25 protein-coding genes and 1 tRNA gene are annotated in these 20892 nt (G+C 64.3%); 12 read left to right on the plus strand and 14 right to left on the minus strand.

The features are described 5' to 3' along the window. The first annotated feature begins 50 nt into the window (after window positions 1-50). Together V473_RS04585 and V473_RS04590 are read left to right on the plus strand one after the other, a co-directional pair. A complete protein-coding gene (locus V473_RS04585; protein ID WP_066601054.1) occupies window positions 51-500 on the plus strand; it encodes a hypothetical protein in 450 nt (149 codons plus the stop codon). Then, window positions 497-1420, plus strand: a complete 924-nt coding sequence (locus V473_RS04590) for a cation efflux transmembrane domain-containing protein (RefSeq protein ID WP_066601055.1) — start codon at window positions 497-499, stop codon at window positions 1418-1420. The genes V473_RS04585 and V473_RS04590 overlap by 4 nt, the downstream gene beginning before the upstream one ends. Window positions 1421-1424: 4 nt before the next feature. Here the strand turns inward: V473_RS04590 and V473_RS04595 are convergent, their stop codons facing one another. Further along, entirely contained in the window at window positions 1425-1844 is a 420-nt protein-coding gene (locus V473_RS04595) for a MerC domain-containing protein (protein WP_066601056.1), read from the minus strand. Window positions 1845-1997: 153 nt separating this feature from the next. On the opposite strand from V473_RS04595, the gene V473_RS04600 reads away from it, so the two are divergent. Both V473_RS04600 and V473_RS04605 read left to right on the plus strand, forming a co-directional pair. Next, window positions 1998-2082: transfer RNA gene (locus V473_RS04600), tRNA-Leu, on the plus strand. 65 nt (window positions 2083-2147) lie between these two features. Further along, on the plus strand, window positions 2148-2333 hold the full coding sequence (locus V473_RS04605) for a hypothetical protein (RefSeq protein WP_066601061.1): 186 nt from the start codon (window positions 2148-2150) through the stop codon (window positions 2331-2333). Window positions 2334-2495: 162 nt separating this feature from the next. Here the strand turns inward: V473_RS04605 and rplI are convergent, their stop codons facing one another. The 3 genes from rplI to rpsF are packed head-to-tail and all read right to left on the minus strand — an operon-like array spanning window position 2496 to window position 3794. Beyond that, window positions 2496-3101, minus strand: a complete 606-nt coding sequence (rplI, locus tag V473_RS04610) for a 50S ribosomal protein L9 (RefSeq protein ID WP_066601062.1) — start codon at window positions 3099-3101, stop codon at window positions 2496-2498. Window positions 3102-3115: 14 nt separating this feature from the next. Then, window positions 3116-3340, minus strand: coding sequence for a 30S ribosomal protein S18 (rpsR, locus tag V473_RS04615; RefSeq protein WP_004212076.1), 225 nt, complete (start codon window positions 3338-3340; stop codon window positions 3116-3118). A 13-nt stretch (window positions 3341-3353) separates the two neighbouring features. Beyond that, the gene (gene rpsF, locus V473_RS04620) at window positions 3354-3794 is read right to left on the minus strand and encodes a 30S ribosomal protein S6 (RefSeq protein ID WP_066601064.1); all 441 of its coding nucleotides are present in this window, start codon (window positions 3792-3794) and stop codon (window positions 3354-3356) included. 286 nt (window positions 3795-4080) lie between these two features. Here rpsF and V473_RS04625 point away from each other — a divergent pair, with 286 nt between their 5' ends. Beyond that, on the plus strand, window positions 4081-5481 hold the full coding sequence (locus V473_RS04625) for a GntP family permease (protein ID WP_066601066.1): 1401 nt from the start codon (window positions 4081-4083) through the stop codon (window positions 5479-5481). 3 nt (window positions 5482-5484) lie between these two features. On the opposite strand, the gene V473_RS04630 is transcribed toward V473_RS04625, so the two are convergent. The 6 genes from V473_RS04630 to V473_RS04655 form a co-directional block, all read right to left on the minus strand. Continuing rightward, entirely contained in the window at window positions 5485-5892 is a 408-nt protein-coding gene (locus tag V473_RS04630) for a BLUF domain-containing protein (protein ID WP_242495914.1), read from the minus strand. Between the two features lie 151 nt (window positions 5893-6043). Next, window positions 6044-6415 carry an RcnB family protein gene (locus V473_RS04635; protein ID WP_066601068.1) on the minus strand — a complete coding sequence of 124 codons (372 nt, stop codon included), beginning with the start codon at window positions 6413-6415 and terminating at the stop codon, window positions 6044-6046. 204 nt (window positions 6416-6619) lie between these two features. After that, window positions 6620-7825 (minus strand): ABC transporter permease, encoded by a 1206-nt coding sequence (locus V473_RS04640; protein WP_066601070.1) that lies wholly within the window; start codon window positions 7823-7825, stop codon window positions 6620-6622. Window positions 7826-7955: 130 nt separating this feature from the next. Further along, window positions 7956-8660, minus strand: a complete 705-nt coding sequence (locus V473_RS04645; RefSeq protein WP_066601071.1) for an ABC transporter ATP-binding protein — start codon at window positions 8658-8660, stop codon at window positions 7956-7958. Between the two features lie 6 nt (window positions 8661-8666). Beyond that, a complete protein-coding gene (locus V473_RS04650; protein ID WP_066601073.1) occupies window positions 8667-10199 on the minus strand; it encodes an efflux RND transporter periplasmic adaptor subunit in 1533 nt (510 codons plus the stop codon). Further along, on the minus strand, window positions 10189-11652 hold the full coding sequence (locus V473_RS04655; protein WP_066601075.1) for an efflux transporter outer membrane subunit: 1464 nt from the start codon (window positions 11650-11652) through the stop codon (window positions 10189-10191). Before V473_RS04655 ends, V473_RS04650 begins: the two co-directional genes overlap by 11 nt. A gap of 182 nt (window positions 11653-11834) precedes the next feature. Between V473_RS04655 and fabD the strand changes: the two genes are divergently transcribed. Both fabD and fabG read left to right on the plus strand, forming a co-directional pair. Continuing rightward, a complete protein-coding gene (gene fabD, locus V473_RS04660; protein WP_066601077.1) occupies window positions 11835-12770 on the plus strand; it encodes an ACP S-malonyltransferase in 936 nt (311 codons plus the stop codon). 19 nt (window positions 12771-12789) lie between these two features. Continuing rightward, window positions 12790-13530, plus strand: coding sequence for a 3-oxoacyl-[acyl-carrier-protein] reductase (gene fabG / locus V473_RS04665; RefSeq protein WP_066601078.1), 741 nt, complete (start codon window positions 12790-12792; stop codon window positions 13528-13530). Window positions 13531-13533: 3 nt separating this feature from the next. Here the strand turns inward: fabG and V473_RS04670 are convergent, their stop codons facing one another. Continuing rightward, the gene (locus V473_RS04670; RefSeq protein WP_165363554.1) at window positions 13534-14427 is read right to left on the minus strand and encodes a phosphatase PAP2 family protein; all 894 of its coding nucleotides are present in this window, start codon (window positions 14425-14427) and stop codon (window positions 13534-13536) included. A 504-nt stretch (window positions 14428-14931) separates the two neighbouring features. On the opposite strand from V473_RS04670, the gene V473_RS04675 reads away from it, so the two are divergent. From V473_RS04675 to V473_RS04690, 4 genes are all read left to right on the plus strand, one after another. After that, complete coding sequence (locus tag V473_RS04675; protein ID WP_007689016.1) at window positions 14932-15165, plus strand: acyl carrier protein; 234 nt, start codon at window positions 14932-14934, stop codon at window positions 15163-15165. A gap of 179 nt (window positions 15166-15344) precedes the next feature. Beyond that, window positions 15345-16604: a beta-ketoacyl-ACP synthase II gene (gene fabF / locus V473_RS04680; protein WP_066601081.1), complete on the plus strand. Its 1260-nt coding sequence runs from the start codon at window positions 15345-15347 to the stop codon at window positions 16602-16604. Between the two features lie 22 nt (window positions 16605-16626). Further along, a complete protein-coding gene (gene mltG, locus V473_RS04685) occupies window positions 16627-17622 on the plus strand; it encodes an endolytic transglycosylase MltG (RefSeq protein WP_066601083.1) in 996 nt (331 codons plus the stop codon). Further along, window positions 17619-17990 carry a hypothetical protein gene (locus tag V473_RS04690; RefSeq protein ID WP_129925432.1) on the plus strand — a complete coding sequence of 124 codons (372 nt, stop codon included), beginning with the start codon at window positions 17619-17621 and terminating at the stop codon, window positions 17988-17990. The genes mltG and V473_RS04690 overlap by 4 nt, the downstream gene beginning before the upstream one ends. Window positions 17991-18004: 14 nt before the next feature. Here V473_RS04690 and V473_RS04695 read toward each other — a convergent pair whose 3' ends face one another. Continuing rightward, window positions 18005-18427, minus strand: coding sequence for a sugar transporter (locus V473_RS04695; protein ID WP_066605043.1), 423 nt, complete (start codon window positions 18425-18427; stop codon window positions 18005-18007). Between the two features lie 87 nt (window positions 18428-18514). Here V473_RS04695 and V473_RS04700 point away from each other — a divergent pair, with 87 nt between their 5' ends. Further along, window positions 18515-19033, plus strand: coding sequence for a 2'-5' RNA ligase family protein (locus tag V473_RS04700; protein WP_066601086.1), 519 nt, complete (start codon window positions 18515-18517; stop codon window positions 19031-19033). A gap of 125 nt (window positions 19034-19158) precedes the next feature. Here V473_RS04700 and V473_RS04705 read toward each other — a convergent pair whose 3' ends face one another. Both V473_RS04705 and V473_RS04710 read right to left on the minus strand, forming a co-directional pair. Further along, entirely contained in the window at window positions 19159-19896 is a 738-nt protein-coding gene (locus V473_RS04705) for a proteasome-type protease (RefSeq protein WP_066601087.1), read from the minus strand. Between the two features lie 79 nt (window positions 19897-19975). Beyond that, on the minus strand, window positions 19976-20848 hold the full coding sequence (locus V473_RS04710) for a transglutaminase family protein (RefSeq protein WP_066601088.1): 873 nt from the start codon (window positions 20846-20848) through the stop codon (window positions 19976-19978). Window positions 20849-20892 lie beyond the last annotated feature (44 nt).

Here is a 20892-nt window from a genome sequence, read left to right on the forward strand (position 1 = left end):
CCGGGCGGTATAGGGGAACCGGGGCTTCCAGTATCCGTTTTCCCATCGAAATGAAAATCCTGGCCCTTTGCTGCTTAAGCCTGCTGGTCGCGTGCGACGCCTTGCCGCGCGATCCGGCGGGCAGCAGCGATGCCATCGGCCATAACGGCGTGATGCGCGTCGGGCTGGTGAGGGGCGACGGCGATTTCGGACGAGCAGCCGCCGCGCGCCTGCTCGATCGTCTGTCGCGCCAGACCGGGGCGCACCCCGCGATCCGGCCCGGCGCCACCGAGCCTCTGTTTCAGGCGCTGGAGCGCGGCGACCTCGACCTCGTCCTTACGCCGCTGGATCGCAAGAGCCCTTGGATGACGCGCGTGTCGCTCAGCCCGCCGATCGCGACGCAGAGCTATAAGGACAATCGTCTTGATTATTACGCCGTCATGCGCAACGGCGAAAATCGCTGGATCATGACAGTCGAAAGCGCCGCCCGCGCCGCCGCCGATCCGGGTGCGGGGCGATGACCAGCGCCGACGACCTGCCCGACGATATCGTCAAGACGCTGCGTCAGGCGGAGCGGCTGGAATATAGGAATATCTTCTGGACCATCAGCGTCGTCGCCGTGATGGGCCTGACCATGGGACAGAGCCAGACGATGAAGACCGCCTGGATCGAGGATACGCTCGGTCTCGTCCCGCCGATAGCCTTCCTCGTCGCTGCGCGGATGGAACGGCGCGGCCATCGGTCCGCGCGCTTCCCCTTTGGTTTTGAGCGGGTCAACGGCCTAGGCTTTTTCCTCGCCGCGGTGGCGCTGGCGGCGACCGGCGCGCTGCTGCTGTGGGATTCGGTGATGACGCTGGCGCGCGCCGAACACGCCACGGTGGCGTCGGTTCGCCTGTTCGGCCGTGACATATGGCTCGGCTGGCTGATGCTGGGTGCGCAACTCTATTCGCTGATCCCGCCGCTCATCATCGGGCGCAAGGAATTGCCGCTGGCGGAAAAACTGTCCGACAAGCTGCTCCATACCGATGCGCTGATGAACAAGGCGAACTGGCTGACCGGTGCGGCGGGCATTGCGGGGGTGATCGGGCTGGGTCTGGGTTGGTGGTGGGCCGATTCGCTCGCTGCGGCTATCATCTCGCTCGACATCATCAGCGACGGTGTGAAGGCGCTGCGCTCCTCCACCGCCGAACTGATCGACGGCGCGCCGCGCGCCTTGTCCAGTCCCGCCCTGTCCCCGGACGCGCAGGCCTTGGGTCAGCGACTGGAAGCGCGCTATCCCGGCGCGACCGTGCGGCTGCGCGAAACCGGCAGGCTGATTCGCGCCGAAGTCCATGGTCATGCCGTGCCGCAGGAACCACTAGATCATGCCGATCATTGGCCGGCCGAGGAGGAACGGCTGTGGCGGCTGGCGCAACTCAGCTTTGTACCGCCCCGTCGCTAAAGGATCAGGCGTGCAACGGACCGCGTCCGCGCCGCCAATTGAGAATATGCGCGCCTGCCAACAGCGTGCTGCCAGCCACCGTCCAAGCGGCCTCTGCGATCGCACCCTTCGCCGCCAGCGCCCCCATCGCCATGAGCCCAAGTCCGGCGACGCCGAACGGCAGCAGGCTGCGCGCGCGATGTCGGCGCCAGCCTCGCGCCAGCGCGAACAGGCTGGTCGGCGCCGCCAGCGCCAGCATGACGAGGTGGAAGGATTCGCCCGGATCGACGCGGCTGGCGACGGCGGGGAGCAATGCGAACAGCAATGGCAGGGCCAGACAGTGCAAGGTGCAAAACGACGAGGCGCAGACCGCCAACCCATCGAGCAACGCTATCCGCCGGGGCAGGGATTGACCGATTTTCTGCCGATCTTCGCAAGAAGTCATAGCAATTTCCTAATGATATAACATAACATATATTTGTCGCATGTGCTCATGTCGGTTGGTGCTGTCAACCGGGACTGGAAGACTTTTCCGCCTGTTGCCGATTTTCGGCTGGACGCCCGCGCCGGATTTTGTCATCTGGCCGGAACCAGCCGTGCGGGCGTGGTGAAACTGGTAGACGCGCCGGACTCAAAATCCGGTTCCGCAAGGAGTGTCGGTTCGATTCCGACCGCCCGCACCACTGGCTCTCCCTATCATGGCGACGCGACTATCGCGGGCTGTGCGCGACCATGCTATGGTCGCTGCATGAAGGCTCGCCGCATCCTGCTGCCCTTGCTGTTCGGCGTGGCTGTCCTAATCGTCATCAGCGTGGGCGACGCCCTGTTCTGGAGCGTGTCCCACGCGCTCGAAAAGCTGCCGCCACGTCTGCTGACGGTCGCGGTTTTGACAAGCCTGTGGCTGGTGCATGTGTACAAGCGGACGGCACGCTGATCCTGCGGCACCGGCTAGGGTTGGGGATGGCCGCTAACGATCGGTGGCGGACCTTATTCCCCTCCCGATTACCGGAGGGGACACCCAAATCCGCCATGATTGCGGCCAATAAAAAAGCCGCCCGTTGCGGGGCGGCTTTCTTGTTCTTTCTGTCGGAAGACATCAGGCCTCTTCGGCCGGCTCTTCTTCGTCGTCGCTGGTGACCGAGGCGATTTCGCCCGGTTCCGCGTTGGGATCATAATCTTCGGTGAAGCCGCTCTCGTCCTTTTCGAACAGGTCGGCCATCACATCGACGCCCTGCGACTGAAGCTCTGCTTCTTCAGGCGAACGGGCGACGTTGACGGTGATCGTCACGGCGACTTCGGGGTGCAGCGCGACCTTGACGTCGAACACGCCCAGCGTCTTGATCGGGCGTTCCAGCACGACCATCGCCTTGGTGACATTGGTCACGCCATCGGCGTGCAGCGCGTCGACGATGTCGCGCACCGCGACCGAACCGTACAGCGCGCCGGCGTTGGACGACTGGCGGATCAGGATGATCTGCTTGCCGTTGACGCCATCGGCGGCGGCTTCGGCGTCCGTGCGACGTGCGGCGTTGTCGGCCTCGATCTTCGCGCGGTTGGCCTCAAAGACCTTCTTGTTGGCGTTATTGGACCGCAGCGCCTTCTTGTTGGGCAGCAGGAAGTTACGGGCGTAACCGTCCTTGACGGTCACGACGTCGCCGATTGCGCCCAGCTTCTCGATGCGTTCGAGCAGGATGATTTCCATGGGTTTCTACTCCCTTACTTCACGATGTAGGGCAGGAGGCCCAAGTGACGGGCGCGCTTGATGGCCTGGGCCAGTTCGCGCTGCTTCTTGGCCGAAACGGCCGTGATGCGGCTGGGGACGATCTTGCCGCGCTCGGACACGAAGCCCTGGAGCAGACGGACGTCCTTATAATCGATCTTCGGCGCATCCTTGGCGGCGAAGGGGCAGCTCTTGCGGCGGCGGAAAAACGGGCGTGCCATGTCTCAGATCTCCTTATTCAGCAGCCGGGGCGTCTTCGCGGTCGCGGCGCGGGCCACGATCTTCGCGGTCGCCACGGGGGCCACGGTCACCACGATCGCCGCGGGGACCACGGTCACCACGTTCGGGGCGGTCCTGCTTGCGCATCATCACCGACGGGCCGGTTTCCAGCTCGTCGACCTTGACGGTCATGTAGCGGATGATGTCTTCGTTGATCTGGGTCTGGCGCTCCAGTTCCGCGATCACGCCGCCTGGGGCGTCGATGTTCAGCATCACATAGTGCGCTTTGCGGTTCTTGGCGATCTTGTACGCGAGGCTACGCAGGCCCCAGGTCTCGACCTTGGTCACCTTGCCTTCATTTTCCTCGACGATCTTCGTGGCGGTTTCCGCCAGAGCGTCCACCTGCGCTTGTGCCAGATCCTGGCGCGCAAGGAACACATGCTCGTAAAGAGCCATGGGTATTACCTCATCTGTTGGCCGATCGCTGACGCCCACCCCATGTGGAACGCCCCTCCGGCTGTCGTCTTGCATAAGCGCAGTCCCGCCGAGTCACCCCGCCGTTCGTGCGAAGGCGCGCCTATGACGGAAAGGGATATGAAAGGCAAGAGGGCATCGGCGCGCAGCATCCGGGCAAAAAGCCCGTCGGCCTGAGCTTGTCGAAGGCTCTTACTTCTTTCTATTGTCGCAAGAAGAGGTAAGGCGCTTCGACAGGCTCAGTGCGAACGGGTGAGAGGGTTAGCTTATGGCAGTCGCGATCGCAGCATTATCGCTCATCCTGCTGATGATCGCCGCCTATCGGGGCATGAGCGTCATCGTCATGGCGCCGCTGCTGGCGATGCTGGCCGTGTTCCTGACCGATCCCGCCGCCGTCCCGGCCGCCTTTTCCGGCCTGTTCATGGAACGGGTGGCGAGCTTTCTCAAACTCTATTTCCCGGTTTTTCTGCTGGGCGCGCTGTTCGGCAAGCTGGTCGAGATTTCCGGCTTTTCCCGCGCGATCGTGACGGCGGTGATCGGCGTCATCGGCGCGGGCCGCGCGATTCCCGCGATCATGGCGGTGACGGCGCTGCTGACCTATGGCGGGGTGTCGGTGTTCGTCGCGGTCTTCGCCGTCTATCCCTTCGCCGCGGAGATGTTCCGCCGCGCCGACATTCCCAAGCGGTTGGCGCCCGCCACCATCGGGCTGGGCGCGCTGACCTTCACCATGGATGCGCTGCCGGGCACGCCGCAGATCCAGAACATCATCCCCACCAGCTTTTTTGGCACGACGACATGGGCGGCGCCGGTGCTGGGCCTGATTGGATCAGTCTTCATAGCGGCGACCGGCCTTGCTTATCTGGGCTGGCGGCGCCGGGCGATGCTGGCGGCGGGAGAGGGCTATGGCGCGCCCGAAACGCTCGTCAACGAACCGGAAGCGGTCGAGGAGGAAGCGTCTGTCCATCCGCTAATCGCGCTCTTGCCGCTGGTGGTGGTGGGCGTGGGTAATCTGCTGTTGACGCTGGCCATCCCGCGTTGGGTGGCGGGGGAAGAGGTGTCGCTGTCGCTGTCCGGCATGGCGGAACCAGTAACGGTAAAGGTGGCGCAGGTTTCCGCACTTTGGGCGGTCGAGGGCGCGCTGCTGCTGGGGATCGGCACCATCCTGCTGTTCGCATTCCGCACCGTGGCGAAGCGCTTTGCCGACGGGTCAAGGGCGGCGGTCGGCGGCGCGTTGCTGGCGGGCATGAACACGGCGGTCGAATATGGGTTCGGCGCGGTGATCGCCGCGCTGCCGGGCTTCCTGGTGGTCAAGGACGCGCTGCGGGCCATTCCCAATCCGCTGGTCAACGAAGCCATCACCGTGACCTCGCTCGCCGGCATCACCGGGTCGGCGTCGGGCGGGCTGTCGATCGCGCTCGCCGCAATGGCGGAACAGTTCGTAGCGGCGGGCGATGCGGCCGGCATACCGCGCGAAGTGCTGCACCGCGTCGCCTCCATGGCGTCGGGCGGCATGGACAGCCTGCCGCATAATGGCGCGGTCATCACGTTGCTCGCGGTGACCGGCCTCACCCATCGCCAGGCCTATAAGGACATCTTCGCGCTGACGCTCATCAAGACGGTGACGGTCTTCATCGTAATCACGGTCTATTATGTGACAGGGCTGGTATGAGGCTCAGGCCGCAGGACGGTGCAGGTCAGCCGATCCAATGAAATGCGCGCGGGTGGAAGGCCCGGCTTGCACCAGCAAGGCGGCGACCTTGTCCTTCAGATCGGCCGAAGGGCGCGCAGGATCATCATAAGCCATCGCCCATTCGCCAAATTCCCGCGCGTCGATCGGTCCCTCGCGCAGCTTGACGACGGCGCGGTGGCGCGGATCGGCGTGGATGCGGGTGAAGATGCGATCGACGGCATCCTTAGGCCCTTCCAGCACCTGCAAAAATCGTCGCGAATTGAACAGCAGCAGGCCCGTGACATCGTTCCGCCGATTGTTGATCGCGGACATTTGGGCCATGGCCGCGCATTGCTGCGACGTGACCGTGCCGACGACGGTGCTGATATACATGATCTGATATAAGGACATGGACATTCCCGACAGGCCCCCCGGCTCAGCCCATATGCGGCGAAATCCCTTAATATCGGGTATTTAACTTCGATCATGAGCGATGACGTGAAAATGCCCCAGGGGGGAGAGAGAACCCCTGGGACATTGCGCGCCTTCCGGGCTGCGAAAGTTACCGGATCACGCTGCCGACGACCGCGCCGATGAGGCCACTGGTGATCGCGATCAGCACCGCGTCATTGCCCGAACGAACCCAGTGATAGCCGCGCGGCGGGGCCGACAGGCGATAGTCGCGATAATTGTTCACGACGCGATAGTTGGTCGCATAGCGGCGATCGAAACGCTGACCCTTGGCCCAGCGGCGATGATTGTCCTTGCGCACGACGGTCTGTTTCTTGACGACGGTGCGACCATTGGCTTTATGCTTCACGACCTTGCGCGTCACTTCCTGGCGATGTTGCGGCGCAGCCTGCGCTTGGGCGGAGACGATGGGGCTGGCGACCAGGGTGGTGGTGGCCAGAGCCATGAGGATTTTCCTGAACATGATGAACTCCTTTGCCTTGTTACGGGCGCCATTCCGTGGCGTCGAAGACAGAGATAGGGGCCGCCTGTCGCGACGATGTGTCATGGGCAGGGTTAGATTGTCGGAAATTGTAACAATCTCAAATTTAAGCTGAACCGTCGTTCATCTGTGGCTGATTTCGGATGATTTGCGGCTGCGGACCATGCCGGGCCACACCCGCGACCGCTATTCGTGCCGCAGCGCGTCGATCGGGTTGAGCGCCGCCGCCCGCCGCGCCGGGAAATAGCCGAACACCACCCCGATCGCCGCCGAAAAGACGAAAGCGATAAAATTGACCTTGATGTCGAACAGGAAGGGCACCTGCATCAGCGGCGCGATGGCGGCGGTCGCGATCAACGCCAGGAACAAGCCTATCAGGCCGCCCAGGCAGGACAGCACGATCGCCTCCACCAGGAATTGCAGCAGCACTTCGCGGGCGACCGCGCCGATGGCCAAGCGAATGCCGATCTCCCGCGTGCGCTCCGTCACCGACACCAGCATGATGTTCATGATGCCGATGCCGCCCACAAGCAGCGAAATCGCCGCCACCGCGCCGACGATCTGGGTCAGGATCGTGGTGGTGCCGGTCAGCGTGTCGCTGATCTGCTTGGTGTCGAAGACGTTGAAATTATCCTGGTCGCCCGCCTTGACCTTGCGCCGTTCGCGCATGAGTTCCTCCAGGCTCGACTGGACGGTGCTGGTGTCATAGGCGTCGTCCACCGCGACCATGATCTGGCTGATGTCGCGATCGCCGGTGAAGCGACGCTGCACGAACTTGATCGGCATGACGACGACATCGTCCTGGTCGCCGAAACCGCCCTGGCCGCGCGTCGCCAGCACGCCGACGACCTGGCAGGACACGCCCTTGATCCGCATCCGCTTGCCGACCGGCTCCGTCCCCTGGAACAGGTTGGTGCGCACTGTATTGCCGATGATGCAGACGGATTTGCCCGCTTCCTCCTCATCCGGCAGGAACAGGCGGCCGTCGGCCACTTTCCATTGCTGCACCTCCGAATAGGCCGACGTCGTGCCATAGACGGTGGTGGACCAGTTATTGCCTTCATAGATGGCGGTGCCGCTCGACTGCACGACCGGCGCGACCGCGCGCACGCCGGTCAGCTGGTTTTCGATCGCGGTGAGATCGCGCTCCTTGAAATCGGGCGGGCGCGGCCCGCCGCCGCCGCGGCCGAAGCCCTGGCCGGGACGCAACTGGAGCACATTGGCGCCCAGCGAACTGATCTGTTCGCGCACGGCGGCCGTCGCGCCATTGCCTAGCGTTACCATGGTCACGACTGCGGCGACGCCGATGATGATCCCCAACGTGGTCAGGAACGACCGCAGCTTGTGCCGATTGATCGCGCGAAAGGCGAGCGTGATGGTGGTGCCTAGCATGGCAGATAAAATCCAAAACCCGTTCGGGCTGAGCCTGTCGAAGCCCTAAACCGAGCATAGCAAGATGTCTTCGCTCCGCTCAGACGAACCCTTCGACTTCGCTCAGGACGAACGGAAGTCCCGTTCATGTTCATGCCGCCACCTTCTGTTCCACCCGTTCGACCAGCCCGTCCTTGAAATGGACTATGGTGCGGGCGAAGGCGGCCATGTCGGGCTCGTGCGTCACCATCAGCACGGTAATGCCGCTGTTGCGGTTGAGGTCGGTCAGCAATTCCATGATCTCCACCGACCGTTCCGAATCAAGGTTGCCGGTCGGTTCGTCCGCCAGCAGCACGTCGGGATGGGTCACGATGGCGCGGGCGATGGCCACGCGCTGCTGCTGGCCGCCGGACAGTTCGGCCGGCGTATGGTCCCACCAGTCCTTGAGGCCCACCTTGTCGAGCGCGGCCATGCCCATGTCGTAGCGGGTCTTCTTGTCCTCGCCGCGATAGAGCAGGGGCAGTTCGACATTTTCCAGCGCGGTGGTGCGCGACAGCAGGTTGAAGCCCTGGAACACGAAGCCGAGATAGCGGCGGCGCAGCAGCGCGCGCTGGTCGCGGTCCAGCGTTTCGACATGGCGGCCCTTGAACAGAAACTCCCCGCCTGAGGGCACGTCCAGGCAGCCCAATATGTTCATCGTCGTCGACTTGCCGGATCCCGACGGCCCCATGACCGCGACGAAATCGCCCTGCGCTATGTCGATGTCGATGCCCTTAAGCGCCTGGAATGCGGTCGGGCCTTGCCCATAGACCTTGGTCACGCCGCGCATGGAGATGATCGGATCAGCGATCGACATGGCGCGTCAGTTTCCGCTCTGCCGGCCGGCGCCGCGCTCTTGTCGGGATGCGGCCTGGCCGTTGGCGGGCGCGACTGGCGCGGTTTCGGGCGCGGCGTCGCCTGAATTGCCCAGCTTGCCGACGCTGGCAGGGGTGCCGTCGGCCGACGGATTGCTCTGGCGGCGGTCTGGCGCCTTGGTGTCGCCGCCCGTATCGGCCTTCTGGTCCTCCGCCGGCGCTTCCTGCCCGGCTGCCAGTTGGCCGGTGATGACGCGCATCCCTGCCTTCAATGCGCCGCCGGTGACGGCGGTGCGCGACCCGTCGCTGGCGCCCACGGTCACCTGTAGCGCCTTGGGATTGCCGTCCTCGCCGACGATATAGACGGTCTGGCTGCTACCCGCGCCGAAATTGACCTGGCGCTTGGCCCCGCCGCGGCGCATCCGGCCCGGACCCGGCAGGACGCTGGTGATGCCGCCGCCCTGCGCCGTGGCGCTGGGCTTGAAGCGCAGCGCGCTGTTGGGGACGAGCAGGACGTTCTGCAACTCCTGCGTCACGATATCTGCGGTCGCGGTCATGCCGGGGCGCAGCGTCTCGTCGTCATTATCGACCGACAGCACGGCGGTATAGGCGACCACCGTGCCCGTCGTCGACGTGGTGGTGGTCGTGGAGGAGGATGAACTGCTGGCGCTGTTCGACCCGACATTGACCCGCGTGACCTTCGCCGGGAAGGTGCGGCCGGGGAAGGCGTCCACCGCGAAGGTGGCGCTCTGGCCTTCCTTCACCTGGCCGACATCGGCCTCGTCCACAGACACCTCGACCTCCATTTGCGTCAGGTCTTCGGCTAGGGTGAACAGCACCGGCGCGTTCAACGACGCGGCGACGGTCTGCCCCGGTTCGATGTCGCGCGACAGGACGACGCCGTTCACCGGCGACACGATCTGCGCGATCGACAGGTTGGTCTGCGCTGTCGAAAGCTGCGCGCGCGACACGTCCACCTGCGCCTGCTGCGATCGCAGCGTGGCCAGCGCCGACTGATAATCCGCTCGCGCGGCGTCGATTTCGGTCTTGGCCGGCACCTTCCCGCCGGACAGAGTGAAGACGTTCAATTGGCGATCCAGCGTGGCCTTCGTCAAGGCGACCTGCGCCTGCGCCTGCGCGACGCTGGCCTGCGACGACACGAGCTGCGCGCGATTCTGGTTGATCGTATCGACGAGGCGGCGCGTGTCCAGTTCTGCCAGCTTCTGCCCTTTGGTCACGCGATCGTTGACGTCCACATAGACGGCGGTGATCTTGCCCGACTGCTCGGACCCGACATCGACCTGGTTGATGGGCTTGAGGTTGCCGGTGGCCGATACGCTGACGGTCAGGTCGCCGGTGCGCACTTCGCGCGTCGCATAATCGGGCCTGTCGTCGCCGGAGAAACAACGCGCGAGCAGCAGGATAGCGACCAGTAGAACCACACCGATGCCGCCGCGGATCAACCATTTGCGCCACGGCTTTTCCGGCTTCGCGCCCAGAAAATCGTCCAGATCCTGATCCTTGGTCACATCATTGCTCATTTGGGCGGTTGTCCATGCTCTGCCAGCCGCCGCCCAGCGCATTATACAATTGGGCGATGGCCAGAACCTCGTCGGATTGCGCGGAAGCCAGGCTGTTGCGCGCGTTCAATAGGGCGGATTCGCTGGTCAGCAGCGTCTGGAAGTCGGTCAGGCCCGCCTGATACTGGCTGCGCGCCAGGATTGCGGCGTTGTTCGATGCGTCATAGGCGACGGCGAACTCCGCCTTGCGCGCGCGGGCGCTGGTGAGCTGCGCCATGGCGTTCTCGACATCCTCCAGCGCGGTGAGAACGCTCTGTTTATAGGCGGCGAAGGCGGCGTCGGTCGCGGCCTTCTGCGCCCGCACCTGCGATTGCAGCCGCCCGCCGTCGAAGATCGTCTGCGCCACATTGGCGAACACCCCGCCGGTGATCAGGCTGAACAGGTCGCTGAACGCATTGGAGGTGGTGCCGATATTGCCGCTGATGCCCAGCGAGGGGTAAAGCTGCGCCTGCGCCACGCCGATCCGCGCGGTGGCGGCGGCCAGCGCCCGTTCGGCGCTGCGTACATCGGGCCGCTGGCGCAGCGTGTCGGCCGGGATTCCGATCGCGATCTGCGTCGAGGCGACGGGAATGGGGGCTGGGGTTTCCAGCGCGCGGGTCGCGTCGCCCGGCGCTTGCCCCGTCAGCACCGCGATGCGGTTCAGGCTGCCCCTCAGGCCCGCCTCGATCTGCGGAATGGTCGCCTTGGTCTGGGCGAGTTGCGCCCTGGCCTGCTGCTCGTCCAGCGAGGAGACGAGGCCCGCCTGCAACCGCCAGTTGGCGATATTATAATTATCCTGCTGCACCGCCTGGCTTTCGCGCGCGATCCGCAACTGTTCCTGCGCCAGCCGCGCCTGGACATAGTTGGTGGCCAGTTCGGACAGGATCGTCATGCGGACATTGGCGAGGTCGTATCCCGACGCGGCCAGGTCCGCCCGCGCGGCTTCGGCGGTGCGGGACAGTTCGCCAAACAGGTCGATCTGCCAGCTCGCATTGGCGCCCAGCGAATAGGTGCTCGACCATTTGCTCGCCCCAGTGCTGATGACGTTGCCGCTGTCATCGACGCGGGTGCCGCCCGCCTGGCTGCGGTAATTCTTGCCGCCGCTGCTCGATCCGCTGATCTGCGGCAGGAAGCTGGCATTGGCCTGGCGCAGCGCTTCCCGCGCCTGCCGCAACCGCGCCTGCGCCTGGACGATGTCTAGATTATTGACGATTGCTTGGTCGATCAGGCTGGTGAGCGTCGGATCATTCAGCCGCGTCCACCAACTGGCAAGGTCGGCGTCGCTCGCCGGCGCTCCGCTGCCCTGGCTATAGGCTGCCGGCAGGCCCAGCGTAGCGCCCTGCGGCGCGCGATAGTCCGGCCCCGCCGCGCAGGCGGCCAAAAGCGCAGGCAGGAGCAGCGCCGTACCGCTGATCAAGCTTATGCGATATCGCACCTTTTCCTTGCACTCCGTCGTCGTTAAAGGGGCGGCCACGCTGCCCCGATCGCAAAAGGGGGTGAGACGTCCGGCCCCTGACTGCCGCAGGGGCATGTACGGCTCAATGACATTTATGTCTCAAAGTGTATCGTGGTTGAATTTGGGCGCTTTTTGCGCATTTTGTGGTCAGGGGATAATCGATGCGGGCATTTCTTTTTCCGGGGCAGGGCAGCCAGTCCGTCGGCATGGGCAAGGCGCTGGCCGATGCCAGCCCGGCGGCGCGCGAGTTGTTTCAGGAGGTCGATGACGCGCTGGCGCAGAATCTGTTCCGCATCATGGTGGAGGGGCCGGACAGCGACCTGACCCTGACCGAAAACGCGCAGCCCGCGATCATGGCCAACGCCATCGCCACGCTGCGCGTAATGCAGAAAGAAGGTGGCTTCACCCTAGCCGACAAGGGCGATTATGTCGCCGGCCACAGCCTGGGCGAATATAGTGCGCTCTGCGCGGTCGAAGCGTTCGACATCACCACCACCGCGCGCCTGCTCAAGCTGCGCGGCCAGGCGATGCAGGCGGCCGTGCCGGTCGGCGAAGGCGCGATGGCGGCCTTGCTCGGCGCGGACATCGACAAGGCGCAGGCGCTGGCCGATGCCGCGGCGCAGGGCGAAGTCTGCACCGTCGCCAACGACAATGACCCAAGCCAAGTGGTGATTTCCGGCCATCGCGGCGCGATCGAGCGGGCGATCGCCATGGTCAAGGATCATGGCATCAAGCGCGGCGTGCTGCTGCCGGTGTCGGCGCCGTTCCACTGTCCGCTGATGCAGCCCGCCGCCGACGCGATGGCGGAAGCCTTGGCCAGTGCGGCGATCAACGCGCCGCTGCTGCCGGTCTACGCCAATGTCCTGGCCGCGCCGATCGCCGACGGCGAAGAGATCAAGGCTCGCCTGGTCGAACAGGTCACCGGCCGCGTCCGCTGGCGCGAATCCATCGCCGCCATGTGGGACGCGGGCGTCACCGACTTCGTGGAAGTGGGTGGCAAGGTGCTCGGCCCCATGGTCAAGCGCATTGCGCCTGACGCGACCGTGCGCAGCATCGTGACGATGGACGATATTGAGGCGGCGCTGGCGGCTTTTTAACAGGACGGGAAATAAAGACATGTTCGACCTAACAGGCATGACCGCGCTGGTGACCGGCGCATCGGGGGGCATCGGCTCCGCCATCGCCAAGGCACTGGCCGCGCAGGGCGCGACCCTCGCGCTTTCGGGCAGCAATGAGGAGAAGCTCAAGGCCTTCGCCGCCGAACTAGGGGGCGATCACAAGACGATCGTCTGCAACCTGTCCGATCCCGCCTCCGTCGACGCGCTCGTGCCGCAGGCGGTCGAAGCGCTGGGCGGCCGGGTCGACATCCTCGTCAACAATGCTGGCATCACCCGCGACAACCTGATCCTGCGGATGAAGGATGAGGAATGGAGCCAGGTGATCCAGGTCAATCTGGAGGCCGCGTTCCGGCTGGTCCGCGCCGCCGCCAAGCCGATGATGAAGGCGCGCTTCGGCCGCATCATCTCCATCACCTCGGTCGTCGGCGTCACCGGCAATCCGGGCCAGTCCAACTATTGCGCGTCTAAGGCGGGCATCATCGGCATGTCCAAGTCGCTGGGCCAGGAACTCGCCAGCCGCGGCATCACCGTCAACTGCGTCGCGCCCGGCTTCATCCGATCGGCCATGACGGACGCGCTGAACGATGCGCAGAAGAGCGCTATCCTGACCAAGATTCCGGTCGGCGATCTGGGGGACGGCGACGATATCGGCGCGGCGGTCGTCTATCTGGCGAGCAAGGAGGCCGGTTATGTCAACGGCCAGACGCTGCATGTGAATGGCGGCATGGCGATGATCTGATCGTCACGCGCTTTGCGCAACGCTCACTTGGACCTTCATATGAATGCGCGGTCGCACGCGAATGTGGATGGTCCGGCTTGCCACGCACAGGCTGAGGCCCGCGATCACGGCGCCGGCGATCACGTCGCTGAAATAATGGGCGCCGTCCACGGGCGTCGCGATCAAGGTAAGCGTGGCGACCATCATGCCGCCATAGCGCGCGGTCATGATGGTCGCACGGGAAAAGCCCCAGCAGAAGATGACGGCGAGCGCGCCATGATAGCTGGGGAAGGTGATGATGCCTTCCATATGATCCAGGGAGAGCAGGCGCAGCGACCCGTCACGAAGTCCCGTGATATCGGCCATGTGGACGAATGCGGCGGCCGGGCGAAGATGGGGATAGTCGGCCGGATGAAGGCCGTAATGGACGTAGGCGGCGACCGCCGGCATCAGGCCTGATAGCAGGATGATCGCCAGTCCAGCTATCATGGCGGCCTGAATGGTCGTCCGTAACGCCGCCAGCCTGCCGCACAGTCCCAGTATGAGAATCAGGACAATCATCTGAGGGATGAGGGTGCGATAGGCAAGGTTGAGCGGTGTGGCGAGCAACGGATGGGAATCGAGCCATCGCATCCAGGCCAGCCAGTCCAGTCCCATGGCGCGGTCCCATCCGGCTAGGCGGGCATCCCATAGCGGGCCTGCTCGCGCTGCGATCATATAGGACAGGGACGCGCCTGCCGCACTGAACAACAGCATCAATTGCAGGGCGGTGACCATGGCGAAAATTTTCGCGTTGGTGCGAATCTGGAGGTAAAAAGTCGCTAGAGCGCCCAGCAAGAGGGCAAAGCCGAGCGGCGGAAGAAGGCCGGGAATCGACCAGGTGAACGGGTCGGACAATTGCAGCGGCGCCATGATCATGATCGTCAGGACCAGGCAAAGCCAGGCTGCATCGTCACATCCGTCTGAATGTTGATGGGTGATCACACGCGCCTGATCCATAAGGAGGCTCTAGGCGTTTCTCGCTAAAACAAGGTTAATGCGAGCGTCGCCAGCCTCATATCACCCGCGTTTCTATGGGGCGCCAGGACATCGCGGGGGGCCGAGCGAATCCATCGTTCCATGATTGGTGCGCAACAGGTGGAACGGGCCGATCACCTACGCTCCCAGCATCATTATCGCCGTCAGCGGGACGCGCGCGTGACGCAAGGGGCTGGAAAGGAGGGCGCTCCCCTTGCATAAGCGGCTGAATCTTGGCGAACGGACGGCTATCGATCGGCAATGAGCCTTTTTTGTTGCCGGATCGTCGTGTCAGGCAATGTGGGGGCTTGGCGACCTAGCCTCTTGCCTCTATCGGAGCTTGGCACTAGGGCTGCCTTAACGGTTGTTCAGACCACCAACGATACCAGTCAAGAAGGACCACTCATGAGTGAGACCGCGGATCGCGTAAAGAAAATCGTCGTCGAGCATCTGGGCGTTGAAGCCGAAAAGGTGACCGAGGATGCCAGCTTCATCGACGATCTGGGCGCGGACAGCCTGGATATCGTGGAACTGGTGATGGCGTTCGAAGAAGAATTCGGCGTCGAAATCCCCGACGATGCGGCTGAGAAGATTGCGACCGTCAAGGACGCGATCGACTATATCGACAGCAAGCAGTAAGGCGTCTTGTGGCCCGCGCCATGCGCGGCGGGCCGCTTTTCGCACAAGGAAATGGCTCCTCCTGTCCGGCCAAGCCGGGGCGTGGGGAGCTTTTTCGTATCTGGCGCGCCGTTCACAAGTCCGTTGCGACGGGTTAGGGATGGGCGGTGCGGACTAAATTGATATTTCGGAGCTAGGATATGCGTCGTGTCGTCGTAACCGGCCTTGGCATGGTCAGCCCGCTGGGCGGGGATGTCGAAACCACCTGGAAGAACATCATCGCGTCGAAATCCGGCGCGGCGACGATCACGCGGTTCGACCCGACCGACTATAAGTGCCGCATCGCCTGCGAAGTGAAGCCCAAGGACCATGAATATGGCTATGATCCGGGGCTGGACGTCGATCACAAGATCCAGCGCCAGGTCGACCTGTTCATCGTGTTCGGCATTTCCGCCGCCAGCCAGGCGCTGCGCGACGCGGGCCTCGACAATATGTCGGAGGAAGAACGGCTGCGCGCCGGTTGCTCCATCGGTTCGGGCATTGGCGGCCTGCCGGGCATCGAAAGCGAATCGCTGGTGCTGGCGAATAAGGGGCCGAGCCGGGTTTCCCCGCACTTCGTCCATGGCCGCCTCATCAACCTGATCTCCGGCCAGGTGTCGATCAAATATGGCCTGATGGGTCCGAACCATGCGGTCGTCACCGCCTGTTCGACCGGCGCCCATTCGATCGGCGACGCTGCGCGCATGATCGCGATGGACGATGCCGACGTGATGCTGGCGGGCGGCGCGGAAAGCGCGATCTGCCCGATCGGCATCGCCGGCTTCGCCCAGGCGCGCGCGCTCAGCACCAATTTCAACGACACGCCCGAAAAGGCCAGCCGCCCCTATGACGTCAACCGCGACGGCTTCGTCATGGGCGAAGGCGCGGGCGTGGTCGTGCTCGAAGAATATGAACATGCCAGGAAGCGCGGCGCGAAAATCTATGCCGAAGTGATCGGCTACGGCCTGTCGGGCGACGCCTATCACGTCACCGCCCCCCACCCGGAAGGCAGCGGCGGCTTCCGCTCGATGCAGATGGCGCTCAAAAAGTCGGGCTTGTCCCTGGATGACATCGACTATGTGAATGCCCACGGCACCTCGACCCCGCTGGGCGACGAGCTGGAACTGGGCGCGGTCAAGCGGCTGTTTGGCGATCACCTCAGCACTATGTCGATGTCGTCCACCAAGTCGGCGATCGGCCATCTGCTGGGCGGCGCGGGTGCGGTGGAGAGCATCTTCTGCATCCTCGCCATGCGCGACGGGATCGTGCCGCCGACGCTCAACCTCGACGAGCCGAGCGAGAGCTGCAAGGGCGTGGACCTGGTCCCGCACGTCGCCAAGGAGCGCAAGGTGCGCGCGGTGCTGAACAACAGCTTCGGCTTCGGCGGCACCAACGCTTCGCTTATCATGAAGGCGATCTGACTTTGATCTCAGGCTGACGGCTATGGCGAAACGATCAGGCAATCCCGCACGCCGCCTCGCCGGCATCGTCCTGCTGATCGGCCTGGCCGTCGCGGCCTTCATCGCCTTTCGCTTCGTCCATGGCTGGAGCGAGCAGGGACCAGCGGTCCAGGATGTCAGCATCACCGTGCCCGAAGGGGCGACCCTGTCCGACGCGGCGGTGCTGCTGAAACGGGCCGGCGCGGTGCGCTCGGCCGACGCTTTCCTGACGCGGGCCAAAGTGTTTGGCGCGGGCAAGTCGATCAAGGCGGGCGAATTCGTCATCCCCGCCGGCGCGAGCAACAGCGACATCCTGTCCATCCTGCAAGGCGGCAAAACGCTGACCCGGCTCATCACCATTCCCGAAGGCATGCCCTCGCTCCTGGTGCATGAACGGCTGATGGCGAACGACCAGTTGACCGGCAGCATCCCGGTGCCGGAGGAGGGCAGCGTGCTGCCCGACAGCTACGCCTTTGACAAAGGCGAGTCGCGCGCCGCCGTGCTCAAGCGGATGCAGGCGGCGATGGACAAGGCGCTGGCCCAGCTCTGGGCCGAGCGCGCACCCGAAACCGTCGCCAAATCGCCCAGGGAAGCGATCATTCTGGCCAGTATCGTCGAAAAGGAAACCGGCGTTCCGTCCGAACGGCCAATGGTCGCGGGCGTCTATGGTAACCGGCTGCGCACCAATATGATGCTACAGGCCGACCCGACGATCATCTACCCCATCACCCGCGGCAAGCCGCTCGGCCGCCGTATCCGCAAGTCGGAAATCGCGGCGGTCAACGATTACAACACCTATGCCATGGTCGGCCTGCCCAAGGGGCCGATCGCCAATCCGGGGCGGCTGTCGATCCTGGCGGTGCTGCACCCGGCGCAGACCAAGGCGCTCTATTTCGTCGCCGACGGCAAGGGCGGCCACATCTTCGCCGACACCTACCAGCAGCATAATGAAAATGTGCGTAAATGGTTCGAGATTCGCAGGGCGCGCGGGGAATTGTGAGAGCGCTATACCAGCATTTATGGCCGCTCGCCGCGGCGTTGCTGCCGTTCAACGCCGACGCCCAAACCCATGATCCGGCGATCCGTCATTCCGCGCGCTGCCTGATCGCGGTGGCCTCGCTGGCGTCGAGCGAGGATGCGACGCTGAAAATGTCCGGCCTGATGGGTTCGCTCTTCTTCGCCGGTCAGATTTTCGGCGCGGAGCCGGATATCGATCTTGCAAGACTGATGAAGCGCGAGGCGATCGATATCGACGAACGCCTGACCAAGGAACTGCTCGTCCAATGTGGCGGCGAACTGCAGCGGCGCGGCGGTCAGATCAGCGCGGCAGGGGAAGCCCTGAAGGCGATGAGCGGCAACGCGCGCTGATCCGGCGGCTTAACTCAGCGCAATATGCCCTTCGCCACCAGCGACCGGGCATAGAGCCATGCGAACAAAGCGACGGCGAAGATCAGGGCGGGGAAGGGGATGGTGACCGCCCAGCCCTTTTCCGCCAGCAGGTTCGTGCCGAGAAACGTATATCCGAACTGCGCAATCACGCAGACCAGCGAGATCAGGAACAGAAACGCCGCAATCGCCTTGTGCAGCAGCAGCGCGATCGCGCCCAGCGTGCCGGTCGCCACGGCGATGGCATAGACGATCCAGACCCAGGCAGGCATCAGCGCAAAGGCGCGCGCGCCCGCCGGGTCGGTCCGCGCCAGCGCATCAAGGTCCATTGTATATTGCATGGTGAAGACGGCTATGCCCATCAGCCCCCATAGCAACAGGATGATGCCGATGATCGTGACGCTGCGCGACGTGGCCATGATGTCCCCCTCCTTGCCTCGCGCCGCTGCGCCGTGCAGGACGCTAGGGGCCAATGATACACCCGATCGCGGCGGACAGGAAGACACATGACGATAGCGGAACATAGCGCCCCGATCATCGTCACCGCGCTGATGGGCGCGGCCGACTTCGCCTGGGCGGACGGGCTGCGCCGCGCCCATTTCCCGCCGGAGCGCAACTTGCTGTCGGCGCATGTCACACTGTTCCACCATCTGCCGCCCTCGTTGTTGCCAGAACTGGCGGATCGGCTGAAAGGGCTGTGCCGCGGTCCGGCCCCCGCCGCGACGCTCGCCGCCGTCATGGCGCTGGGGCAGGGGGTCGCCTATCGCATCGACAGTCCCGGCCTGATGGCGATGCGCGACGAATTGGCCGACGCCTTCACCGGCCTGCTGACGCCGCAGGACCAGGCCCGCCCGCGCCTCCACGTCACGGTCCAGAACAAGGTCAAGCCGGACGTGGCGAAAGCGCTGGCGACGCAGTTGGCGGCGGATTTCCGCCCGCGCCCCTTCACCATCGCCGGCCTCGCAGCCTGGCATTATCGCGGCGGGCCGTGGGATTTGGCGATGAAGGCGATGTTCAGGGGGTAGCGACCCTCGATAGGGCGACATCTCCCGTCAGGCCTTTTGAGGAATTACCATCGACGACCAGGGGAGACATGTTTCCATCCCGCTGGCGGGAGGAGGTTAGGGAGGTGGCAACACATCCCTGTCTCTCAATCCAATACGTTGGGCAGATCCTCGAAGCCCTTGCGCAGCGCGGCGCTCCAGCTTTGGGAGATCATCGCGAACTCCTCATTATCCGCCTCGATGCGGGTGCGGACGCGGAAGTCGAACGCATCCGTCGCAATCACCGTCAGGTCGAGCGGCATCCCGACCGAGAGGTTGGAGCGCAGCGTCGAATCCATCGACACCAGCACCGCCTTGGTCGCATCCTCCAGCGTGGTTTCGCGCTGGATGATGCGATCCAGGATCGGCTTGCCATATTTATGCTCACCGATCTGGAAGAAGGGCGTGTCTTCGGTTGCTTCGATGAAATTGCCGGCGGAATAGATGAGGTAGAGGCGCGGCTTGCCGCCCTTGCGCTGGCCCGCGATCATGATCGATGCGCCCGAACCCGATCCACCCATCTCGATATTCTCGCGATAGCGCTGTTGCATCTTCTGCATCGCGTCGCCCACGATCTGCGCCGCGCGGTGCATGGTGTCGCAATTCAGGATCGTTTCGACGTCGGGGTCGAGCTTCGATTCCTTGATCGCCTTGCTCAGCGTCGCCTTCACCCCCTGGGTAATCGACAGATTGCCCGAACACATCAGCGTGATCGCGCGTTCGCCCGGCACATGATAGGTGAAGCTCTTCCGGAAGCGCGCGATATTGTCCATGCCCGCATTGGTGCGGGTGTCGGACAGCATGACCAGTCCCTGATCGACGCGCACGGCCACACAATAAGTCACGGCCCGCTGGCCCCCTGTGTTCTGTCTGTCGCGATTCGCCCCATCATCGGATCCACCATATGACCTGCGATCGCGTCGATTAACCCGTCTGTTCGGGCGGCGGGACGCTTTGTTGTTGCTGCCGTTGCAGCTGTCGTTCCTCGACGCCGTCCTCCGCCTGCGCGATACGGACGTCCGCGTCAATCCAGATATCGCCCGCGACCGTGACGGAGCCACGGATCGGCGCGGCGTCATCGGCGTCCAGACCGCTGGCGAGGCGGAGATAGCGTTCGGTGACGCACACCCGGTTGGAAGGGTCAAATCCGATCCAGCCCAGGCCCGGCACATGGGCTTCGGCCCAGCCATGGGTTTCGTGCAGCGCGCTGCCATCGCCGGCGAGCAGATAGCCCGACACATAGCGGGCGGGCCTGCCGATCGCGCGGGCGGCCGCGATGAAGATATGGGCATGGTCCTGACACACGCCTGCGCCGAGCGCGAAGGCCTGCGCTGCGGTGGTGGCGGAGGTGGTAACGCCGGACCGATACTGCACCGCGTCGCTGACCGCTGCGGAGAGCGCGTGGAGCTGCGCCAGCGGGCTTTCGCCGGTCGGCGCCGCGCGGGCCATGGCGGCGATGCCGTCCGATGCTTGGGTGAGCGGCGTATCGCGCAGGAAATAGCGCAGGTCGACGCGGCTATCGGGAGAACCGACGACGCCATGGCTTTCGCGCGTGTCGACCAGCCCCTCCGCCACGATGACCGCATGGTCGAGCCGATCATGGCGGATCCAGATCGTCTCCATTTCGCCATAGCTGTTGCGCCGGAAGTTGGTGAGCGGCGCGTCATTGATGCTGACCTGCCAGTCGAGCACGGTCTGCGCGGGCGTATCGACCGGCATCAGCTTCAGCCGCATCGCCACACGGCCAGCGGTCGCGGCGTAGCGATAGACGGTCTGGTGGCGAACGAGCAATTTCATGAAGTCCCCCTTACCCAGTATGCGCCCCGGCCGTCCCTTCCCCG

It is taken from the genome of Sphingobium cupriresistens LL01, from assembly GCF_001046645.1.
Taxonomy (GTDB): domain Bacteria; phylum Pseudomonadota; class Alphaproteobacteria; order Sphingomonadales; family Sphingomonadaceae; genus Sphingobium; species Sphingobium cupriresistens.